Here is a 21,705-nt window from a genome sequence, read left to right as displayed (position 1 = left end):
ATGGAAGAACAATCAAAAGAACAGGCGCCTGAGAACGGTCGCCAGGGCAGGCAACCCCAAATTGATATCAGCACGGCTAAGGACAAGGAAGAAAAAAAGGACCACGGGCAAAAAGGCCATGTGCATGAGGAAGGCGAAAGCGAAGGCCACGAGCACGGCGGCATCTTTGGTAAAAACACGGAACTGGTCTATGCACTGTTATGCGGCGCACTGCTGGCAACCGGTTGGGGACTATCTTTTGTTAGCGGTATCTCGCCGACCGTAAGCCTGGTCTTGTACATTATCGCATATTATTTCGGTGGTTATTATACCGCTAAAGAAGCTGTTCAGACGATCGCCAAAGGAGGTTTCGAGATCGATTTCCTAATGCTTGTGGCAGCTATAGGGGCCGGTATCCTGGGCGAATGGCTGGAAGGTGCGCTATTATTATTTCTTTTCAGCCTGGGCCATGCGCTGGAACATTTCGCGATGGAAAAAGCGAGAAAATCTATCGCTGCACTGACCGACCTTGCTCCGCCGACAGCACTGGTCGTTCGTGACGGAAAAGAAACAGAGGTCCGCATTGAGGAGCTGCGCCTGGGCGAGACCATTATTGTCAAACCAAACTCCAAGATCCCTGCCGACGGGGTCGTGATCAAAGGGGAAGGCAGTGTAAACCAGGCACCGATCACAGGTGAAAGCGTCCCAGTGGACAAACGACCGGTAGATGATCCGGCAAAAGATTATAGTGCGGAAAAGACCATCAAACCTGAACATCGCGTTTTCGCTGGTACGATCAATGGCGGCTCTGTGCTGGAGATCAAAGTGATCAAAGAGGCCAAGGATTCCACGATATCCCGGTTGATCAAAATGGTAAACGAGGTTGAAAAGCAGAAATCTCCGACGCAGATGTTCACCGATCGATTTGAAAGATACTTTGTTCCTTCCGTGCTGGTTTTAGTGACGCTGCTGTGCTTCGCCTTTCTGGTGATCGACGAACCATTCAGTAAAAGTTTTTATCGGGCGATGTCCGTATTGGTGGCTGCCAGCCCATGTGCTTTAGCGATCTCTACACCCAGCGCGGTCCTCAGTGGTGTTGCACGGGCAGCCCGTGGCGGCGTACTGATCAAAGGCGGGCGTCCCTTAGAGGACCTGGGAGAATTGACCGCCATCGCTTTTGATAAAACAGGCACCCTTACAGAAGGAAAACCCAAGCTGACCAACGTTTTCCCTTTAAACGGGATCGGTGAACAGGAGTTGCTTCAGATCGTGGTGTCTGTGGAAAAGCGCAGTGATCACCCGCTGGCTGAAGCCATTGTTAAGGGAGCCATGGAAAAAAATAAGGATCTTTCCGTACCTGAAGCAACTAATGTGAAAGGCATCACAGGTCGCGGCGTTCAGGCTGATGTCGCTGGGGAATTGATCTACATCGGTAATAAGGCGTTGTTTGAGGACCAGGGAAAAGGTAGTATTCCAAAGGATATACGCGACCAAGTCAGTCATTTGGAAAAAGACGGGCATACGAGTATGCTCGTCAAACGCAAGGATACGTTCATCGGCATCATATCGTTGATGGACACACCGCGTAAAGAGGCTCAGCAAGTACTGCAGGAATTGCAAACCTTAGGCATTCGTAAAATGATCATGCTGACCGGCGATAACCAGCAGGTAGCCGAGGCAGTAGCTAAGCAGATCGGGGTTACCGAAGCTTGGGGAAATCTAATGCCTGAGGACAAAGTGAGCTCTGTACAAAAACTCGATCAGTCGGAGAAAAAAGTAGCTATGGTGGGTGACGGCGTGAATGATGCGCCAGCTATGGCCAAAAGCACGGTAGGCATTGCGATGGGGGCTGCAGGCTCGGATGTCGCGCTCGAAACAGCTGATATCGCGCTGATGGGCGACAAGCTGGAAACGCTGCCGTTCGCGATCGGTTTAAGCCGCAAGTCCAGAGGGATCATCAAACAGAATCTTTGGATCAGTTTGGGTATTGTCGCTGTGCTTATCCCGCTGACCATATCCGGTATCGCCTCCATTGGCCCAGCCGTGGTCGTTCACGAGGGTTCGACACTATTGGTAGTGATCAATGCTTTGCGATTACTGGCTTACAAGAACAAGGTAAAAGCATAAACGATGTGGCAGAAGATCAAGCGTTTTTTTAAAATACTGGGGCCGGGACTTGTGACCGGCGCCAGTGACGATGACCCGTCAGGTATCGCAACCTACTCACAGGCCGGTGCACAATATGGCCTGGCAACATTGTGGACAGTGATCATCACATTCCCGCTGATGACAGCTATCCAGGAGATGTGTGCGAGGATCGGCTTGGTCACCTCTGCGGGGCTGACGACCACCTTAAAGAAGCATTATTCCAAGCCAGTGCTGTATATCATGATCATCTTCAGTGTACCCGCCATTATTTTGAATATTGGCGCGGATATCGCTGGTATGGGAGCTGTGGCGAACCTTTTGTTCCCGGCAATAGCCCCCATCTGGTTCAGTCTCTTTTTTACCGGACTACTGATGCTGCTGATCATTTATCTTCCCTATAATAGGTTCGTGAGTGTGCTGAAATATCTGTGTCTGGCATTGTTGTTATATATCATTGTTCCTTTCCTCACCGGACCGGACTGGAAAAAGGTGTTCCACAGTCTGTTCATACCCACTTTATCCGCTGACCGCAATTTTATCGGGATGTTGGTCGCTATCTTGGGAACGACTATATCCCCCTACCTTTTTTTCTGGCAGACCGCCATGGAGGTGGAAGATGTGAAAGCCCTCAAAGGGCAGATCATGGTAAATAAAAGACTGATCGCTGTCGGTGCTGATAATGCTGACCCGCAACGTCGGGAAAAGCGTCTAATGGACCTCATCATTCAGAAAATGGGATTTGATGTCAACATGGGCATGCTATTGTCTAACCTGATCATGTTCTTCATTATCCTTACCGCGGGCACTGCATTATACAATAATGGTGTTCGGAAGATCGAAACGGTTGAACAGGCAGCAAAGGCGCTTCAGCCTGTGGCGGGAGACCTGTCCTACTTATTATTTGCGGTAGGTGTGATCGGAACGGGATTTATAGCCATTCCGGTGTTAAGCGGATGCATGTCCTATATCGTTTCGGAAACTTTCGGATGGAAAGGCAGCCTCGACAAGAAGTTTCATCAGGCCAAGGGGTTCTACATCATTATTATTGTTGCCTTATTGCTCGGTCTATCCATGAACTATTTAGGCATCAACCCTGTACAGGCACTGATCTATACCGCTATCCTTTATGGCATAACATCCCCAGTGATCATTGCGATCGTCCTCCACTTGGCCAACAACAAAAAGATCATGGGCGATTATACCAATTCAAGGTTATCCAATACGCTTGGGATCATCACTTTTGTACTCATGTCGCTATCAGCGGCCTATTTGATCTACCTACAGTTCTTTGATCCATCATGAGCAGGTCGATACCTAACGGCAATTACCAGGCATTGAGTATATCGATATCGATCGTATGCTTACTCTACCTGATCGTGGTGATCTCGATGGTTTTTGATGCACCATTGATCCGGCTTAATGAAAGCACAGCATCCGTATTCCACCGAACGCCACCATCCTGGTTACAGGCCATCGTACCGCATCTCAGCCAAGGAGCATATTGGTGGCCTTACTGGTGCGCTGTACTATTATTGTTCCAATACAAAGCCAGTTTCAAATCGACTAGATGGTTCAAACGATTCGGTGTGTTCATTTTCATATCGGTGTCACTGGCGCTACTGATCGATCTGCTGATCAGCGTCATTTTACCAAAGCTATGTGCGAGATCAGCCAACTTCATCCATCAGATACGTCAGCACCCGTCCTGCGCTTTACTTTCGCCTTTAGTAACCGGCATCGCCGGTACAACGTGGTTAGCCATCCTCGTTCTGCCAAGACGCCATTGGATGGAAAAGATCATGTTATCGATCTCCACGTTGGCAATTGTGGCTAGCCTGTTAAATCAAGGCCGTTATTATCCTTTGCAGATGGTGATCAATATGTTCATGACCATCTCGGCAGCGACGATCGCCTATATGATCTACAACGCATTAGAACAAGAAAATACATCTATCAGATCAACATAATGAGTAAGCCAATACAAGAACTATTATTCACCATCCTACCTGTAATTCTGCTATTTAGTGGTGGTGTCCTGGCGGTCTATAGAGCCGCCAGCAGCAGTTTTAAAAGCATAACCCTTCATTTTGCGGCAGGCGTTGTATTCTCCGTTGTTGCGGTTGAGTTGCTTCCGGACATGGTGAGGCTGCACGCTCCGCTCACGATCATTATCGGCTTTACCATGGGTATCGTTTTTATGCTGGGGGTCAAACAGGTGACCGGTAATTTAGAGAAAAAAGCAGTGGGTTCAGGTAAGTCCAGCGGTCTACCATGGCCGGCTCTTAGTGCCGTAGGGATCGACCTGTTGATAGACGGTATTCTATTAGGGATCGGTTTCGCTGCCGGCGAAAAAGAAGGTTTGCTATTGGCGATCGCCTTATCTCTAGAATGTTTTTCTCTGGGTATTGCCATCGTAACAACGATCGACCAGGTCGCGGAAAAAAAACGCTCGATCTTTGTGGTCTTGGCAGTAATGGGTTCGATCTTCGTTGCAGGTGCAGCTGCAGGGCTTTTGCTCCTCCATAATGCTGGAGACCAATTGATGGAGCTCATCTTATCTTTTGGCGCAGCGGCATTATTATACTTGGTTACAGAAGAGCTTCTGGTGGAAGCGCATGAAGAAAAGGACTCTCCTTACTATACGGCCACATTTTTTGCGGGGTTTCTGATCTTTCTGATCTTGGGTATTATTTTATAACGTTCATGTATCCTATGTTTAATGAAAATGATTTCGCTGCTTTTAGCAATCTAAAACCAGCGATCAAAGAAAAAGCGATAGAGATCGCGAACACCCTGGCAGAGGACGAAATTCCGGTAGGCTCTGATCGCGTGAAAACAGCGATCAGGTTAGCCCAGGAATGGTTCACCGACCTAGAGGGTTGAGATCGTTCCGCGAACAAGTGATTTATCTGTCCCATCATAAGCATTCACAACTTACTCAAAACAGCGTATGAAACCTACATTTAAGATTACACCCACTTCCAACGGCCACACTTACCTGTGGTTCGACCAACCTGATTTTCCTTTAACGATCAGTTCTTGTGAACAGCGCTTATGTGCCTACCTACGCTTCGTCAAAAACCTGATCGGCAGTAAGGGTATTTATGCGATAATCCCTTATTCAGTTTCGCTGGAAGATGCGCCGGATGTTTTGGCGACCACTAAACGAAGATATGATTTGATCGCCGACGATTTCAGAGGTATGGCCGTGAACCCCGGCTTTACCTGTTCTTCTCCTGTGAATGCAGCGGTTTCATCAGCGGACCGATTGGTGATCAGGCTTAAAGATGTCATGACCATACGGAGTATCCCCGAGGAAGATCTCGGGGAAGACAGCTCTCAGATCTCCTTTTTCTGTTTGATTCAGGAACGGAAAGACGAATTGATGGAATGGCTTCAGAATGGTCTAGACAGTGATCCGGGAACAGTGCTGATAAAAGACGAATTATTTATGCATATCAATTGCGCGAAGCGACAAGGTTATTATGACGCTATCGCTGTGCACAGCAGAAACGATATCCAGGATCAGCTGGAGCAAGCCTTTTCGCAAGCGCTTGATATCACCTAAGAATAGAACAACAAATGGATGTAATAGTCATGATCTTACAGTTTCTGGCTGGAATGAGTCTGGTCGTTTTTGTACACGAACTAGGCCATTATCTGGCAGCAAGGGCATTTGGCATCCGTGTCAAGAAATTTTATTTGTTCTTTGATGTTTTTGGCCTGCGTCTTTACCACAAACATAAAAATGGGACCGAACTGGGAATAGGCTGGCTACCTGTAGGTGGTTATATCCAGATGGCTGGCATCTTGTCCAAGGGGGACGATGATACGGATGCCCAGATACCGGATAACGAGCGATTCGATACAAAGCCTGTCTGGCAACGGGTACTGGTCATGCTTGGCGGTATTATGATGAATCTTGTGTTCGCCTTACTGGTGTTTTCCATCCTGTCATACGTATACGGCAGAAATCAACTTCTCGGTGTCGGTGAAGCATTTACCATCACACCTGGCAAGTTAGGTCATCAAGCAGGCCTGCGGCAAGGTGACAAGGTCCTGGCGATCAATATGGACTCTACCCTGTTTGAAGATGAGCTTTTCAATACCCGATTGCTGAAGGGTAATACTGTACTGTCGGTCATCAGGAAGAAAGGCAAGGAGCAGGTTCATCTGCATATCAGCGTTGCGCCTGGGATCATGCAACAGATCGCTGATAAAGGGATCGGTCAATTCTTTTCGATACAGGCCAAATATCAACTCGACTCCATCTTCACGAACCTGGACCTGCGAAAGATTAAAAATTTCAAATTGGCAAAGATCGTTGCTGTTGGCAAAGACAGTGTTCACTCTTACGAAGAATTTATCATACGCTTAAAGAAAAATGAACAGCGACAGTTGTTGCTTACGGTCATTCATGAGGGTAAGACCAGCATTATTCCTGCGCACCGTGACCGGGATGGGCACATCTCCTTTAGCATGAATGATAGAATAAATACGACGCGGCGTGAACAGGTTTCAGCTATAGCCTCTATCTCAGACGGGACGGGAAGGGTTTGGAATACGATCGCTGCTAACTCACAAGGTTTTAAACAGATCGTAAATGGCAATATCAAACTTAAAGATGGACTGTCTGGCCCGCTGAAAATCGCCGCATTGTTCGGGAACAGCTTTGAGGCACTTCGTTTTTGGAACATCCTGGCGGTGTTGTCTATTGCGATCGCGGTCTTCAATTTATTGCCCTTGGGTATATTGGACGGCGGTGCTGTTTTGCTGCTTTTCTATGAGCAGATCACCAAGCGCCCCATAGAGCCCAATATCAAAGCGATATTCCAATTGGGAGGCTTAATCATTTTGATCATCCTCATGGCATTTGTCCTTTACAATGATATCTACACACTATTAATCAATTGACCTTATGAAACAACTGATCGAAGAGACCAAGACCTATGTGACCCGAATGCTGAGCAGCCAATTACCAGATCATTACTATTATCATAATTTACACCATACACACCAGGTCGTAGCTGCGATCAAAACACTAAGCGCAGATACATTGATCAACGAATGGGAGAAGAACACGCTTCTTTTGGCAGGATGGCTACACGACGTGGGTTATTGCTACACCTATGATGGCCTTGAATCTATCAGCATGACCTTGGCGATGGATTTTCTCAAAGATCATCGCTGTTCAGATCTCCTGATCAGAGGTGTGACCGATTGTATTCGGATTACCCGGATGCCACAAACGCCCAGATCGCTTACGCACTCGATCATGTGCGATGCCGATATGGCTCATCTCGGAGATCCGAATTATATCATCGAATCCGAATGGCTGCGCCAGGAATGGAAGCAGTACTGCAAGCTCAAATATTCAGACCATGATTGGGCACTGATGAGTTTAAATTTTTTGAAACAGCATCATTACTTTACTCAAACCGCCAGGGAACTTTGGGATAAAGGGAAGGACAGGAAAATCATCTCACTGGAACAGTTCCTGAAACCTTAACCCTATCGAATACTTCGACGGCATATTCCTTAAGACTTTCTTAAGCCATGATTGGTCGTTCGGTCCATTTGTTCCAAATGTTCTTTGTATTTGCGTACCGACTTGATATACGAGTGCATTTTAACGAGTAACGCCAAGGCGAGAAGTATCCCAGCGATCACCTGAATGATCAGCAGTGTCCTTGATCTCAACGACCGTGGATTTCGCTTCCTACTGGTGTCCGCCGTATCACGTAGTATCATAGCTCTTTTATATTCCTTCCGCCTATGTCTCTTATTTCTGCTTACTGGCATATATCTTTCTAAAGGGATTCATGGATGTGACTATAATTATGATGTTTTTTAATTGACCCAATGATGTACGGACAACAGACGCCGGCTTGTTCATTTTTGCACGATACCGGAGATCAGATTGATACTTAAGGCTAAAATGACGGTATTGAAGATAAATGACATTACACCGTGCAGGCAAACGACCCGCCTGATCTTTTTCGAGGATATGGCCACGTCAGCTACCTGAAAGGTCGTTCCGATCACATAGGTGAAATACGTAAAATCGAGGTAATCAGGCTCCTCATCTCCGGGAAAGTCCAATCCGCCTGTCGTGTCCTGATCTCCTTTGCGCTCAGAGTAATATAAATGTGCATACCTGAATACAAAGTTGGTATGAATAAGCATCCAAGCGCAGAACACTGATGCGATGGCCAGGACGACATGGATGGTCTGACTTCCATCACCTAGGTTTTTAATGGGACTTATCAGTATAGCTAGCGCAACCAAACTGGCACAGGCAGCAATCAGTATGAATACCGATATGACAGCACGGCCCGTATCTTGTTTTCCTGCGGTCCGTCTGATCTGCTCGGGAGCACAGGTAGCGATCGTTAACCAACTGAATAGCAGATGCGTGGTACAAAAGCCAAGCCAGGTCAGCATCCAATGCCCGGATGGAACTGCATTTTTTAAACTCAAGATAAAAAGTATCGCTGATACACCCAGCGATATATATAGCCTGACCTTGCTATCCAGACCGACCAGCAACTTCTGCAGATCGCTGAAGGATTTAATAGTATACATCATGTCGGTCGTCTGTTTAAAAGCTGGCAGAGAATTGTACACCCAGACTTCCATTACGAAATGATGGTAACAGCAAGGCATTATTCTTATTCGATTTAATCCGGAAGACTTTTTTTCTTATAGTGGGATAAATATAATATGCCGTTTTCGTGGCGATGATGCCGAAACCGGCACCAGCCACAATATCACTGAACCAGTGCTTATCGTTATAGACCCTGAGAACGGCAGTGGTGGTCGCAAACGAATAAGCGGCTACTCCGTACCAAGGCGAACGACCTGAAAATTCCTGCGCCATGAATTCCGCTGATGTAAAGGCATTGCCGGCATGACCGGATGGCCAAGACAGCCGGTTAGATTCATCCGGTCTTAACCTTCCGGTCGTTTCCTTAAGAAAAGCGGTCATACCATAAAAGATTGCTTCGGACATGACCAGTAAGATAGTGCGGTCTATGAATGTATTTTTCCCCTTTACCCCTGCGAGGTTAAGGGCATAGACACCGACGGTCGGCGCAAATTGGAGGTAGTTATCTATAGGTGATCGGAAATTGGGATAATGCTGGGTCATTTCGTTATGAATGCGGTGATCGATCTCACGGATAGGAGGAACTGCAAACGATAACGCTCCATAGGTAATACAAGCACCCGGTACAATAAAAGCACGGAATTTACTTTTAAGTGGTTTTACAGAATCGGGTATTACGGTCAGGCTTCTGGCAGAATCTACCCGCGCAGTGTCTTTTGAAGATTGGGCTTTAAGGTTAGCGAAAGGCAATAGGACCAAAAGGGTGCAGCACACCCGCAAAAGTTGTAGTTTCATTATAAGTTATTAAGAATTGACAGATGATATGTGTGACTAGGTATTTATTACCGTTCACATCAGATCCTGAGAATCTTAAACCACAAATAATGATACATAAAAATGCAGCGATTGGCTTGCCTAGCATACCTGATCAACGCTAATCTACCGATGATCATTACAAATAATACCCTGGACAACGAGCAGATCGCACTGCTAAGTTTGATGAAAGATTCGGCACTGATCCTGGCGGTCCGCCACTCGCTGAGGATACTCTTATAGTCGACCGTTGTCTTATGTTTCAACAGATCGCAAGCACTTGAACAATCTTTGTGGGCATGATCAGGTGCGGACGCTTCATTACGTCCCATCACTTCCATCAGCACACTCAATCCCTGACCGACATAGCAATCAAGATCACCCGCTGTAACCAGCAGATAGAATAGGCAGGCGATCAATGATAATACTGTTCTCATGGGAATGATTCTAACTTCAATGGCCATCCGGCGGAATTATAACAAATAATAGGTTCCTTTTTGATCGTTGTCGGCTATTTCGCCATCCATAAGAGACATTTCTCGCAGGTTCCGCTCAATCGTGAGACTCAACGCTGTAGTGGGTGTATCGGTAGGCCTATTCTCGAACGGGTCCTGCATCAAATGGGCTGTCTTTTCTATGCTGATGAATAGTGCAGGTATCACAAAGGTGAGCAGGACCTCCACCAGTTTGGAGTTGTCCTCAAGACCGAATGGTAACAGGCTCATCAGCACATATATAATGAAATGCAGTAAGACACTGTAGGAACGGGGAAAGACCGTGTTTTTGATCCGCTCGCATTTGCCCATGGAATCGCACAAACGCATGATCGTCATATCGATCTGCACCTGCTTGTTAGGGTCAATGCTGAACTCCTTGCTTACCTTTGCCAGTAAGCGCGAATGCTCGCTAAGCAAATGGTTCGGCAGATTCGTTGTGGTAGTGTGCAGTTGGTCGACATGATCTTTTACGAGCCCGGACCAGGGTAATTTTCTTAAAGATTGAGACAGGGCATGACACCAGACGATCTGCTGTTCAGCGATTTTTTTTACGTAAGCTGCACCTACATGATCATCGGGTAGAAACTGCTGGACCTGCCTGACCAATGTCCGGCTGTCATTAACAATCGCTCCCCAAACAGTTCTTGCCTCCCACCATCGTTCATAGGATTGTGAGGTCCGGAAAGCAAGCAGCAGTGATAATACCGTACCTACAAAAGCGGAGATCGCAAGCGGAATATTGATCTTGGCAAATATCCAGTAGTGATCAAAAGATCCGGCTAGAATTGCATAGGATGCGATAGCAATAAGATCATATTTGATCAGACTTATAAAATAACCTATAGAAATCTTTTTATTTAACAGCATAACGAACATTCATTGATTATAATAATTAAATTGCTTAAAGTTAGTTTGATCTCATAGTCTTTTAAATTCCATTTCACTCTGTAAATTATATTAAAGATTATATAGCAAACGATTGTCTCTAATACTATCCTCCGGAACCTTAATTGCTGCCCCAGCATTATGGAATATACAAATAAGTATTTAAAGTATCCTAAGGCACTTTTGCTGATTGAATATCACCCTTGCGCCTCAAATATGAATTGTTCCATGTCTGTAGTAGTTTGCCGGCTTAATCATTGATAACCGCGAGCCCATTGAACCAGTTGGTTTTATGGTAGGCAAAAAGCCCTTCCGTTTTCGGGCGGAAGTATCTCTAACGTATCATTTAGTAAAGGACGGGGAATCTCTAATCAGGCCTTCTCTGTGAAATACCGCTGCGCTGAATAGCCAGTGCTCACTATGGTTTTGATTACGCATGACCGCTATATTTTTCTAAGAGAAACCTTTCGCCCCAAATTCATGTACCCGTTAGCATCAAATCTTAGGCTGTTCGAACTAATTCAAGGCTAATATAAATTCCTTGTATTCTCAGTTATCCAAAAAGCTTGCACCAAATCTATCATCAAGTTTTTGAGCGAGAGCTTCGCGATAGACAAGAGTTAGAAGATGAAGGAAATGCTATATTTAAAAAGCGTGCGGTTAGGGAAAAAAGCCCAGCTACCATTTTACGAAACGACCAGTGCTTTACAATTAAAAGATTTATAAAAATTTCAAGTTACGGGATATAAACTGACCTGAATGGCCAATTGCTCCTTCAGCAGAAATACATTCCATCCCTCCCCTCACAGCAATATGAGTGGTGTACGGGGGTACACCAACAATTGAAAAATTTCAAACAGATTATAGCGAGGACCAAGCAAGTTGGGCTGGATGCCAGATGTTTATTGCCCTTGTAACCGTCTTTGGCTAGATCGCGTCGCTATATAAACAGTTTTTGATCCGGTCGGTAGGTAACAGGACTAGCATGCTTAAATGAACAATTGAAATGTACTGAAACAGCCGCAATTGCATAACGGTGGACATTTGTGTTCACCGGTTTCATCGATGCCCATTTAAACCTGTATTCCGCTTCCAGGCACAATGATCATATCAATGCAAGACTCCAAATTCAGCATCAAAAAAAGCAAGATGAGAGTAGACACAGCTATCTCATGCCTGGTTATGATCAGCGGAAGAAATTATTGACCTCAAGCGCGACAAATAGGGATCGTTTGGGAATGGAATTCTTTAAAGGATCAGCAGTAATCTGCCTATCAATATATATAGTAAGGAGATATACAACATCTGTAACTATAAAGTTCTTGCAAACCAGTTCAATCACTCACATTAGTCAGTTATGATATGGTTTAACAAAAATTAGGATACAAAACTACCTTTATGGATATGGTCCTCATAACAGGCCGAAATTGCTCGTAGCCGTATATTAGCCTATCTTTTTATTATTTCAAGTCTTTTGCAGCCGTTTATGATAAACTTTATAAACCGCTTAATAGTACGGCTGGTTCAATTTTCTCAGTCGCATGTTCAACACTAATCAACCAAAACGATTTCGTTACTGTTCAAAATAAAAGCTCTTGCCGTATGACATGAGCTTTAACATTTTCTATCAGTTCAAAGTTTCATTCGCTGTATCCTTACCGCATTCAAAATAGCCAGCAAGGCAACACCTACATCTGCGATCACTGCCTCCCAAAGGTTCGCAACACCGCCTGCGCCTAAAATCAATACGATCACTTTCACGACCATGGCGATTGTGATATTTTGCCAAACAACACGGCTCGTTATTTTACCGACTTTAATAGCGGTCGTGATCTTCGAGGGCTGGTCATTCTGGATCACGATATCTGCGGTCTCAATTGTGGCATCACTTCCCAAACCGCCCATGGCGATACCCGCGTCAGCTAAGGCAACCACCGGCGCATCATTCACCCCATCACCTACGAAAGCGATACGGCTGCCAGCATCCTTAAAGCCCTGTACCTTTTCAACTTTACCGTCCGGCAGTAGATCACCAAAGGCTTTATCTATGCCCAGGGACTTAGCCACTTTATCTACGACGGCTTGCTTGTCCCCGGATAACATGACGGTTTGCAGCTTCAGATTGTGCATCCGCTCGATGGCATCTTTAGCGTCCTCTTTAATTTCGTCTGCAATGGTGATGTAACCCGCATAACGGTTATCGACAGCCAGCACGACAACGGTATCAACCAAACCATCCACTTCGCCAGGATAGGCAATATTGAATTTCTTTAAAAGCTTCGCGTTGCCAGCCAGCACCACTTTACCGTTTATGATACCTTTCAAGCCATGGCCGGAAATCTCTTCGACATTTTCTGCCTGGATAGCTTTGGCCTTATCGCCAGCATAAGATACCACCGCTTTGGCGATAGGATGAGTTGAATTGGCTTCGATAGCCGCTGCCATCCCCACCAATTCATCATTACTCAATCCTTCGGCTTTCACTTCCTGCACCTTAAACACGCCTTTGGTCAGGGTTCCCGTTTTATCCATGATGACCGTATTGATCTTCGTCATGACGTCTAAAAAGTTGGAACCTTTAAAAAGGATACCATTTCGTGAGGCCAGCCCGATACCCCCAAAGTAGCCCAGCGGTATTGACACTACCAGCGCGCAGGGGCAACTGATCACCAGGAAGACCAAGGCCCTATAGAACCATTGATGGAAGTTATAACTGTCCAGAAAGAAGTAAGGTGCAAAACATACCAGTAAGGCCAAAGCAAAGACGATAGGCGTATAAACTTTGGCAAAGCGGCTGATAAACAATTGCGTCTGCGATTTACGGGCGGTAGCATCCTGCACCATTTCCAGAATTTGGCTTAGCTTGCTGTCTTTAAATAAGGCTTTGACCTGAACCTCGCTGACCTTATCCAGGTTGATCATACCCGCTAGTACCTTTTCGCCCTTGCGCTTCGTGTCCGGCTTACTTTCACCCGTCAGCGCTGCGGTATTGAAGCTGGCCGAATCTGAAGAAAGCTCGCCATCCAATGCGACCTTTTCACCTGCCTTCACCTGGATGATCTCATCCACCTGGACGCTTTTCGGGTCAACCTCCGAGGGCTTGCCGTCACGCATCACCGTCACCTTATCCGGCCGGATATCCAACAATGCCTTGATGCTTTTTTTCGCGCGGTTCACCGCTGCATCCTGAAACCACTCACCGATGGAATAAAACACCATTACGGCCACGCCCTCGCTGTAAGACCCAATGCTGAAAGCACCAATGGTAGCCACGCTCATGAGGAAAAACTCGTTAAAGAAATCGAAGTGCTTCGCCTTACGCCAAGCCATGTCCAGTACGTTATAGCCAGACAGCCCAAAGGCAATTAAAAAAACGATCAGATTCACCGGAAACGGCGGCTGCCACTCGAATCCATATTCCAGCGTCAGCATCACGACGAGGATCAAAAGAGCGGTGAGCAGCGGCCAGTGGCTCAGCCAGCTTTCCGCTTCCTCGGGCGCTTCCGTCAGGTTCAGCGTCTCATCTTCCTCGTCATGATCATGCTCCTTTGCGGCGTGCTGGTCGGCTTCGTGTGCCCGCTCATTATTCACTGCGGTCCGCCGGTTTTCAGAAGGCTTTCCGATAGGTTCTTTACCATCAACCTGGTATTGCTCGTTTTCCATTATCTTAAATTAAGTGAATGTCTACAAATTTGTTTGCTATGCTTTTGCAGCCTACACGAGACTGCGGATATCATTATAAAAAACTAAAGCCACGATCACCATCAGAATCAAAAAGCCGGTGATCTGTATACGCTGCAAAGTCTCCGGCTTAAAAGGGCTGCCCCGTATGCCTTCAATGGCTACCAGGAAAATTTGGCCGCCATCAAGTGATGGTATGGGCAGCACATTGATAAAGCCAATGCCGATCGAAAGCAAGGCAATCAGGCTCCAAAAGCGCTTCCATTCGAGGTGTTCGCCAAACATGGTCGCGATTTTAACCGGCCCGTTCAGCGCTTCTTTCATCTTGACCTCGCCCGAAAGCATCTGCCCGAACCCTTTTACATTATCCGATATAGAAGTCAAGGTACGTGTTGTCCCGGTTGCAATGGACCCTGCCACTGAAACAGGCCCGGGCCGGTAAGCAGGTTTTTTACTGTTCAGACTAAAGCCGATATGACCGTCCTTGTCCCGGTGCGCCCTGAGCCGCATCGTCTTACCATCATGAATGACCGTGACATACAATTCACGCTTCTTATTCTCTTGTAAACGGACCTGGAATTCCTCATAGGAATGTATCGAATCCCCGTTGATCGTGAAAATTCCGGTATGCTTGAATTCTTTGGTGCCGTACAAATTAAGATTGGTTAGCACGGAATCCGCTTTATAATCTGCATTGACCGAAAAGAAATCGGTCATGCCTTCATCAGCGATCGTCTGCATCACCTGCGGTGGAACGGCGATATGCAAATGTACCCGCTCTCTGCCTTTTGACCGTATTACGGACAGGACTGTTTTGCCGCGTATCAGGCGGCTGCTTGTTAGTTCTTCTTCATCCACCAGGGGTTCATCGTCAACCGCGACCAGCTGATCGCCTGCCTCAAGGCCAGCGAGTTTACCCAATTTACCCGGTTCGATCCGGTATTCCTGTCCAAGCGTGGCAACAGACCCTTTACCGTATCTAAGCGTCAGGCCGGTAAATACGACGACCGCCAGCAAGACATTCATGAGAATGCCGCTGAGCATCACAATAATCCGCTGCCATACCGGCTTGTTATGGTACCTGCGGTGCGCAAAGGTACCTTCATGACTTTCCTCATCCTCATGGTTACTAAGCATCCCTGCCATTTTCACATAGCCGCCCAGCGGGAGCCAGCCTATCCCATATTCCGTTCCTTTAAAATGGAACCGGAACAATCTCAATCCCCAGGCATCAAAAAACAGGTAAAACTTCCTGACCCTTATGCCAAATGCCTTTGCGGCTAAAAAGTGCCCCAGCTCGTGCACCAGCACCAGGAGGGACATTCCGGCCACAAATTGCAATATCATGATCACTATTCGCATCTGTTCTCCTTTGTTAGGTTATTCCTCCTCGTCGCCGGTAGCGTTCTCCGAGGAAAGAATGTAAAATGCCCCTTTGGTGACGATCTTGATATCTTTAGGCAAGGCCTTCACCAGTCTAATTTCAGTATACCCCAAATCGCTGACGCCGGTCACTACCTCTGCTTTTTCAAAAACATAAGATTTACCGGATGTATCTTCTTCGTCCTTTTCTGACTTTTCTTTTGCGCCAGCACGTTCAGCAACCCGAACCAGATAATAAATATATTCCTTGCCACCGGTTTTGATGACAGCCTCTCTTGGAACGGCTGTAGCCTCCTGCTTGCCCACGTCGATCAATGCCGAGACATACATACCCTGGATAAGGTTATTTTTGGCCGCCTGCTCGATCACTGCGTGTGCAATAATGGCCTTGCTTTCGTTTTCAAAGGACTGGTTTACGCCGTAAATTTTCCCGGTGATCTCCCGGTTGTTCTGGTTGGTGAGGATAAAGCTTACCTGCTGGCCCGCCTTTACTTTAAACAAGTCCTTTTCATAGACCACCAAGTCACAATGCACTTTCGAGTTATCAATAATGTTCATTAGCGGCCTGGCTGGTTCCGCGTAGGAGCCGGTCTGGATCACGATCTTACCTATAGTGCCGCTGATCGGCGCGTATACGGGTATCTGCGTGATAAACCTGCCATGGGCGGCACTTTCCGGGCTAACGCCCACCTGCCGGAGCTGGCGGCCGAGCGCAGAAACTTTGGCCTGCTCGCTTTGTAAGGCAGTTTGCGACTGCTGGTAGATCTTACCGGTACCTGCATTGGCTTCATTCAGTTCCCGCTGGCGCTCGTACTCCTTGGCCGCATAAGACAGGCTGGATAACGCAGCCATATAGTCCTGCTGCAACTGTATGAGCTGGTTGTTTTCAATGGTGGCCAGTTTTTGACCTTTGGAAACATGCTGCCCCTCCAAAACAAACACCTGGTTGACAACGCCGCCCATCAGCAGCGTTACCTCGGCTTTGTTTTGCGGCGGTACTTCAAGCTGGCCGCTGGCTTTTACCACTGACTTTAGATTTTTTTGTTCGATACTGCCCAGGCGGATACCAACCGCATCGAGCTGGCTTTGCGTCAATGTAACGCCTTCGGGTGCAGCTTCAGGCTTTTCGCTTTTGGCTTCTTCGTTGTCCCCGGTTTTCGGCTGCTGCGAGCAGGATGTGAGCAGTAACAATGCTGCAAACATCGCAGCCAAGCCAAGTTGAAATTTTTTAATTATCAATGTATTCATTATAATTTTTCGCTGGAGGTCAAATAATTGAGTTCAATAACGGCCTGGTTGTAATCGCGCAATGCGGTCAGGTAGCTCAGGCGAATATTCATCGCCTGGGTCATGTTTTGAATGAACTCCACATAACCGATCTCCCCTTTGCTGTAGGCAAACTGGGCAATCCGTATCTGTTCGGCTGCCTGTTTTAATCCGGCCTCATTATAATAGCGGAGCGCCTCGTCCTGCTTTGCCAGCTCCTGCAAGCCCTGATTGTATTGCTTGGTCAAGAATATTGCTGCCTGCTGCTGCTCGGTCTGGGCAATCTGCTGGCCGACCTGTGCCGCTTTGACCTTGCTTTTCTGCGCCCCGAAAAACAAGGGAACAGCAACGCCAACTTCAAATCCCCCAATACGGGTTCCCGGATAGTAATTGCGGTTGATGTTTGCCGGATTAAAGGCACCGACCAAAAGCTGCTGCCGGTATCCTAAGGTCAGGTCGGGCAGATACCTGCTTTTCTCGGCCTTAAACTGTGCCTCGGCTAAGGCGCTGCGCTGCTGGTAATAAGCCACCCGGGGATGCTTGCTGATCGCTGCGCTGTCCGGCGCGGTAAAGATCAACCTTTCTAAAGGAGCCTCGGGAATTGAAGGCAGATAGTTTACGCTTAAAAGCTGCTGTAATTCCTGCCTGGCGATGAGCACGTCCGCTTCGGCCTGCTTTTTGGCTACCCCGATTTCCCGGTAGGCATTTACGGCTGATAGCTGTTCGAGGTAAGAGGTTTCCCCGGTTTTATAGCGCAAGGCAGCCCGCTCGGAAAAACGTTTATACAAGCTGTCCTGGCTGGTAAGCTGCCCGAGCTTGTTTTGGGCATACCATAATTGGTAATAAGCTGCGCTGACCTCTTTTTCCAGTTCGTTTTCCGTTATGGCCTTTGCCCGTTCACTCAGAGCGGTTTGCGCTTTGAGTACCTTACCCTGCGCCTTGTAGACGGTCGGGAAAGCAAAGCTTTGCGTGATTCCCAGGCTATTATCAATATTTCCGCCCGAAGTCGGGTCTTGCGTCAGCGTAATATCAGTTTTGCCAGGGTCAAAAGCCGTTCCCTGCAATGCCTTGTTCTGGCTTACTTCGAGGGTTGACCTTCTTAGATTCGGGTTATTCCGGATAGCCGTTTGGATACTTTCCATTAAAGTAAGCGGCCTCGCATCCTGCGCCTGTACGGTCTGCGTAGCAAACAAGCTGCCTGCCAGTAGGACGAATATGGTCACTAATTTAGGTGATAATGGCATAACCTTATCCGGTTTTTGAGGATGGTTTTTAGTAAAAAGAATATAAAGTACGGGGAGTACCAGTAAGGTGAGCAGCGTTGCGGAGATCAGCCCGCCAATCACCACAGTTGCCAGTGGTCTTTGTACCTCGGCACCGGCCGTAGTAGATATTGCCATCGGCAAAAAGCCCAATGAAGCGACCGATGCGGTCATGATGACCGGCCTTAACCTAACCTGCGTACCTTTTTTGACACGTTCTACGATATCCGAAATGCCTTCGGCCTGGAGCTGGTTAAAGTAGCCGATCAGTACGATGCCATTGAGTACGGCAACGCCAAAGAGCGCGATAAAGCCAACGCCTGCACTGATACTGAATGGCATACCTCTGAGGTATAAAGCTGCTACGCCGCCCACTGCCGATAACGGCACTGCAGAGAAGATCAGCAGCGTTTCTCTTACGGAACGGAAAGTAAAATACAGCAGCACCAAAATCAGCAGCAGGGCTACCGGTACGGCAACCCCCAAACGGCCTTTGGCTTCCTGCAGGTTCTGGAACTGGCCGCCATAGGTCGTATAATATCCGGCAGGCATTTTCATCTTTTGGTTTAACAGCTGCTGAATATCCTTAACGGTGCTTTCCACGTCACGGCCACGTACGTTAAAGCCCACATAAATCCTGCGCTTGCCGTCCTCCCGGCTGATCTGTGATGGTGCGTCCTCAATTTTGATGGAAGCCACCTGGCTCAACGGCACCTTGCTGCCGCTCGGCAACGGGATATACAGATTTTCGATATTCACGATATCGGAACGTAGTTCGCGACTTAAGCGCAAAACGATTTCAAAACGTTTCTCGCCCTCGAACACGACACCTGCCACCCTGCCTGCAAAGGCTGTACTTAAAGCGGTATTGACATCTTCAATATTCAATCCATACTGCGCAATCTTATGGCGGTCGTAGGTAACGGCTACCTGCGGCAGGCCGCTTACTTTTTCAACGATTGGTTCGCTGACGCCTTTTACGCTGCTGATCAGTTTGGCTGTTTTATCAGCTTGTGCTGCAAGCACGTCCAGGTCGTCGCCAAAGATTTTGATAGCGACGTCCTGACGGATACCGGTCATCAGCTCGTTAAAGCGCATCTGCATGGGTTGCGTAACTTCCACATTGATGCCGGGAATATTATTAAGGGTTTGCTCTATCTTTTCCATCATTTCCCCGCGGTCACTGGCTGAAGTCCACTCGTCTTTCGGCTTCATCGACAGCATCATATCGCCGCGCTCAAACGGCATCGGGTCAGTGGGCACCTCTGCACTGCCAATGCGCGTTACGGCCTGTTTGATCTCCGGAAACTTCTGCTTTAAAAGCCTTTCCGCTTTACCGAAGGTTTCGACCACCTGGCTAAGCGAAGTGCCCTGCATCATAGCAATCTCTACGGTTAAGTCGCCTTCTTCCAGCGTAGGGATAAACTCACCGCCCATTTTGGAAAACGCCCAGATAGCAACAGCTAATAATACGGCAGAAAGAAAAACAGTCAGCTTTTTGGCTCGAAGTACAGCATTCAAAGCAGGCGTGTAAATGCGGTGCAAACCATCTATAATACGGTCGGATATATTACGCTTGTGGTGTGTTTTCTTGCTTAAGAATAAGGCGCTTGCCATCGGCACATAGGTCAGCGAAAGGACAAAAGCACCCAGGATAGCAAAGGCTACCGTTTCTGCCATTGGGCGGAACATCTTGCCCTCAATGCCCACCAGCGCAAACAGCGGCAGGTACACGATCAGGATAATAATTTCTCCGAAAGCAGCACTATGCCGGATTTGCGAGGCGGCTTCATAAACCTCACCATCCATTTCCTGTTGATTAAGCGCTTCTCTATCCTGAAACTTATTGGTTTCTGTGATACGGTGAACAATGGCTTCGACAATAATAACGGCTCCATCGACGATCAGGCCAAAATCTATTGCGCCCAGGCTCATCAGGTTGCCTGATACGCCAAAGAGGTACATGAGCGTGATGGCAAACAGCATCGCCAGCGGGATAACCGATGCCACGACTAAACCGGCCCGCCAGTTACCCAATAGCAGCACCAGTATGAATACCACGATTAAACCGCCTTCAATCAGGTTCCGTTCGACAGTACCAATAGCCCTGCCGACCAGTTCGGTACGGTCGATAAATGGTTCGATCACTACGCCTTCGGGCAGCGATTTCTGCACCTGTGCCATGCGTTCCTTAACGCGCTTGATGACCTCGTTAAAGTTTTCACCCTTGAGCATCAGGGCAACACCCGCCACCACTTCGCCCTGCCCGTTGCGGGTAACGGCACCATAACGATTGGCACTGCCATACTGTACTTTGGCAATATCACCAATGACCACCGGGGCATCTTCGCGGTTCTTGACCACGATATGTTCAATATCGTCCAGCGTTTTAACCTGGCCCAATCCCCGGATAAAATAAGCGTTGCTGCGCTGCTCGATATAAGAGCCGCCGGTATTCTGGTTGTTCTTTTCCAGTGCCGTATAGATATCGCTGATCGTAATGTTCAGGCTGTTGAGCCTTTCATTGTCAATAGCAATTTCGTACTGCTTAACATAGCCGCCCCAGCCGCTGATCTCGGCAATGCCTGGCGTTCCGGCCAGTTGCCTGCGGACTATCCAGTCCTGCATCGTGCGTAAATCGGTGGCCGAATACTTATGCTCGTAACCTGGCTTGGCATGAATGACATATTGGTAAATCTCACCCAAACCGGTAGTAATAGGTGCCAGCGTAGGTTCCCCGGTATCTTTAGGTATCTGCGCTTCGGCTTCTTTCAGCCCTTCGCTGATCTGCTGACGTGCCCAGTAAATATCAGCATCATCTTCAAACACCACAGTAATGACCGAAAGACCGGAACGGGAAATAGAACGTTTTTCGATGACTTGCGGTACGTTGGCAATTGCCAGCTCAATAGGCGCGGTAATATACTGCTCCACTTCCTGAGCACCGAGTGTAGGTGCCTGTGTGATGATTTGCACCTGATTATTAGTAATATCGGGCTGCGCATCGATGGGTAGCCGCGACAGGGAATAAATACCCCCGGCTACCAGTAAGAATATGAATGCTCCCACCACCAGCTTATTGCTGATGGAAAACGCAATGATCTTATCAAACATAAAATAGTAAGATTAATACGGAATACTTCATTGCAGATAAGGCATAGGCATAGCTATCCTTTAGGCAATG

General features: G+C 47.5%; 16 protein-coding genes. 8 read left to right on the top strand and 8 right to left on the bottom strand.

Annotation, left to right across the window (positions count from 1 at the left end; genetic code table 11):
* From ABDD95_RS07170 to ABDD95_RS07135, 8 genes are all read left to right on the top strand, one after another.
* Positions 1-2,106 carry a heavy metal translocating P-type ATPase gene (locus ABDD95_RS07170; RefSeq protein WP_345951225.1) on the top strand — a complete coding sequence of 702 codons (2,106 nt, stop codon included), beginning with the start codon at positions 1-3 and terminating at the stop codon, positions 2,104-2,106.
* A gap of 3 nt (positions 2,107-2,109) precedes the next feature.
* Positions 2,110-3,429, top strand: coding sequence for an Nramp family divalent metal transporter (locus ABDD95_RS07165; RefSeq protein WP_345951224.1), 1,320 nt, complete (start codon positions 2,110-2,112; stop codon positions 3,427-3,429).
* Positions 3,426-4,094 carry a hypothetical protein gene (locus ABDD95_RS07160; protein WP_345951223.1) on the top strand — a complete coding sequence of 223 codons (669 nt, stop codon included), beginning with the start codon at positions 3,426-3,428 and terminating at the stop codon, positions 4,092-4,094. The genes ABDD95_RS07165 and ABDD95_RS07160 overlap by 4 nt, the downstream gene beginning before the upstream one ends.
* Positions 4,094-4,825: a transporter gene (locus ABDD95_RS07155; RefSeq protein ID WP_345951222.1), complete on the top strand. Its 732-nt coding sequence runs from the start codon at positions 4,094-4,096 to the stop codon at positions 4,823-4,825. Before ABDD95_RS07160 ends, ABDD95_RS07155 begins: the two co-directional genes overlap by 1 nt.
* A gap of 14 nt (positions 4,826-4,839) precedes the next feature.
* The gene (locus ABDD95_RS07150) at positions 4,840-5,010 is read left to right on the top strand and encodes a hypothetical protein (protein ID WP_345951221.1); all 171 of its coding nucleotides are present in this window, start codon (positions 4,840-4,842) and stop codon (positions 5,008-5,010) included.
* A gap of 67 nt (positions 5,011-5,077) precedes the next feature.
* Entirely contained in the window at positions 5,078-5,695 is a 618-nt protein-coding gene (locus ABDD95_RS07145) for a hypothetical protein (protein WP_345951220.1), read from the top strand.
* A 14-nt stretch (positions 5,696-5,709) separates the two neighbouring features.
* A complete protein-coding gene (rseP, locus tag ABDD95_RS07140) occupies positions 5,710-7,041 on the top strand; it encodes an RIP metalloprotease RseP (RefSeq protein WP_345951219.1) in 1,332 nt (443 codons plus the stop codon).
* A gap of 4 nt (positions 7,042-7,045) precedes the next feature.
* Complete coding sequence (locus ABDD95_RS07135) at positions 7,046-7,636, top strand: hypothetical protein (RefSeq protein WP_345951218.1); 591 nt, start codon at positions 7,046-7,048, stop codon at positions 7,634-7,636.
* A gap of 383 nt (positions 7,637-8,019) precedes the next feature.
* Here ABDD95_RS07135 and ABDD95_RS07130 read toward each other — a convergent pair whose 3' ends face one another.
* The 8 genes from ABDD95_RS07130 to ABDD95_RS07095 all read right to left on the bottom strand — a co-directional run bounded on the left by ABDD95_RS07130 (position 8,020) and on the right by ABDD95_RS07095 (position 21,635).
* Positions 8,020-8,715, bottom strand: a complete 696-nt coding sequence (locus tag ABDD95_RS07130) for a DUF1345 domain-containing protein (RefSeq protein ID WP_345951217.1) — start codon at positions 8,713-8,715, stop codon at positions 8,020-8,022.
* A 13-nt stretch (positions 8,716-8,728) separates the two neighbouring features.
* Positions 8,729-9,529 (bottom strand): phosphatase PAP2 family protein, encoded by an 801-nt coding sequence (locus tag ABDD95_RS07125; RefSeq protein ID WP_345951216.1) that lies wholly within the window; start codon positions 9,527-9,529, stop codon positions 8,729-8,731.
* A gap of 59 nt (positions 9,530-9,588) precedes the next feature.
* Positions 9,589-9,984, bottom strand: coding sequence for a hypothetical protein (locus tag ABDD95_RS07120; protein WP_345951215.1), 396 nt, complete (start codon positions 9,982-9,984; stop codon positions 9,589-9,591).
* Between the two features lie 36 nt (positions 9,985-10,020).
* The gene (locus ABDD95_RS07115; protein ID WP_345951214.1) at positions 10,021-10,911 is read right to left on the bottom strand and encodes a bestrophin family ion channel; all 891 of its coding nucleotides are present in this window, start codon (positions 10,909-10,911) and stop codon (positions 10,021-10,023) included.
* 1,650 nt (positions 10,912-12,561) lie between these two features.
* Entirely contained in the window at positions 12,562-14,592 is a 2,031-nt protein-coding gene (locus ABDD95_RS07110; RefSeq protein WP_345951213.1) for a heavy metal translocating P-type ATPase, read from the bottom strand.
* Positions 14,593-14,643: 51 nt separating this feature from the next.
* Positions 14,644-15,972: an RIP metalloprotease RseP gene (gene rseP, locus ABDD95_RS07105; protein ID WP_345951212.1), complete on the bottom strand. Its 1,329-nt coding sequence runs from the start codon at positions 15,970-15,972 to the stop codon at positions 14,644-14,646.
* An 18-nt stretch (positions 15,973-15,990) separates the two neighbouring features.
* Complete coding sequence (locus ABDD95_RS07100) at positions 15,991-17,241, bottom strand: efflux RND transporter periplasmic adaptor subunit (protein WP_345951211.1); 1,251 nt, start codon at positions 17,239-17,241, stop codon at positions 15,991-15,993.
* Complete coding sequence (locus ABDD95_RS07095; protein ID WP_169611253.1) at positions 17,241-21,635, bottom strand: CusA/CzcA family heavy metal efflux RND transporter; 4,395 nt, start codon at positions 21,633-21,635, stop codon at positions 17,241-17,243. The genes ABDD95_RS07100 and ABDD95_RS07095 overlap by 1 nt, the downstream gene beginning before the upstream one ends.
* Between the last annotated feature and the right edge of the window lie 70 nt (positions 21,636-21,705).

The sequence above is a fragment of the Mucilaginibacter sp. PAMB04274 genome, assembly GCF_039634385.2.
GTDB lineage: Bacteria > Bacteroidota > Bacteroidia > Sphingobacteriales > Sphingobacteriaceae > Mucilaginibacter.
This window is presented reverse-complemented; position numbering and strand designations above follow the sequence as displayed.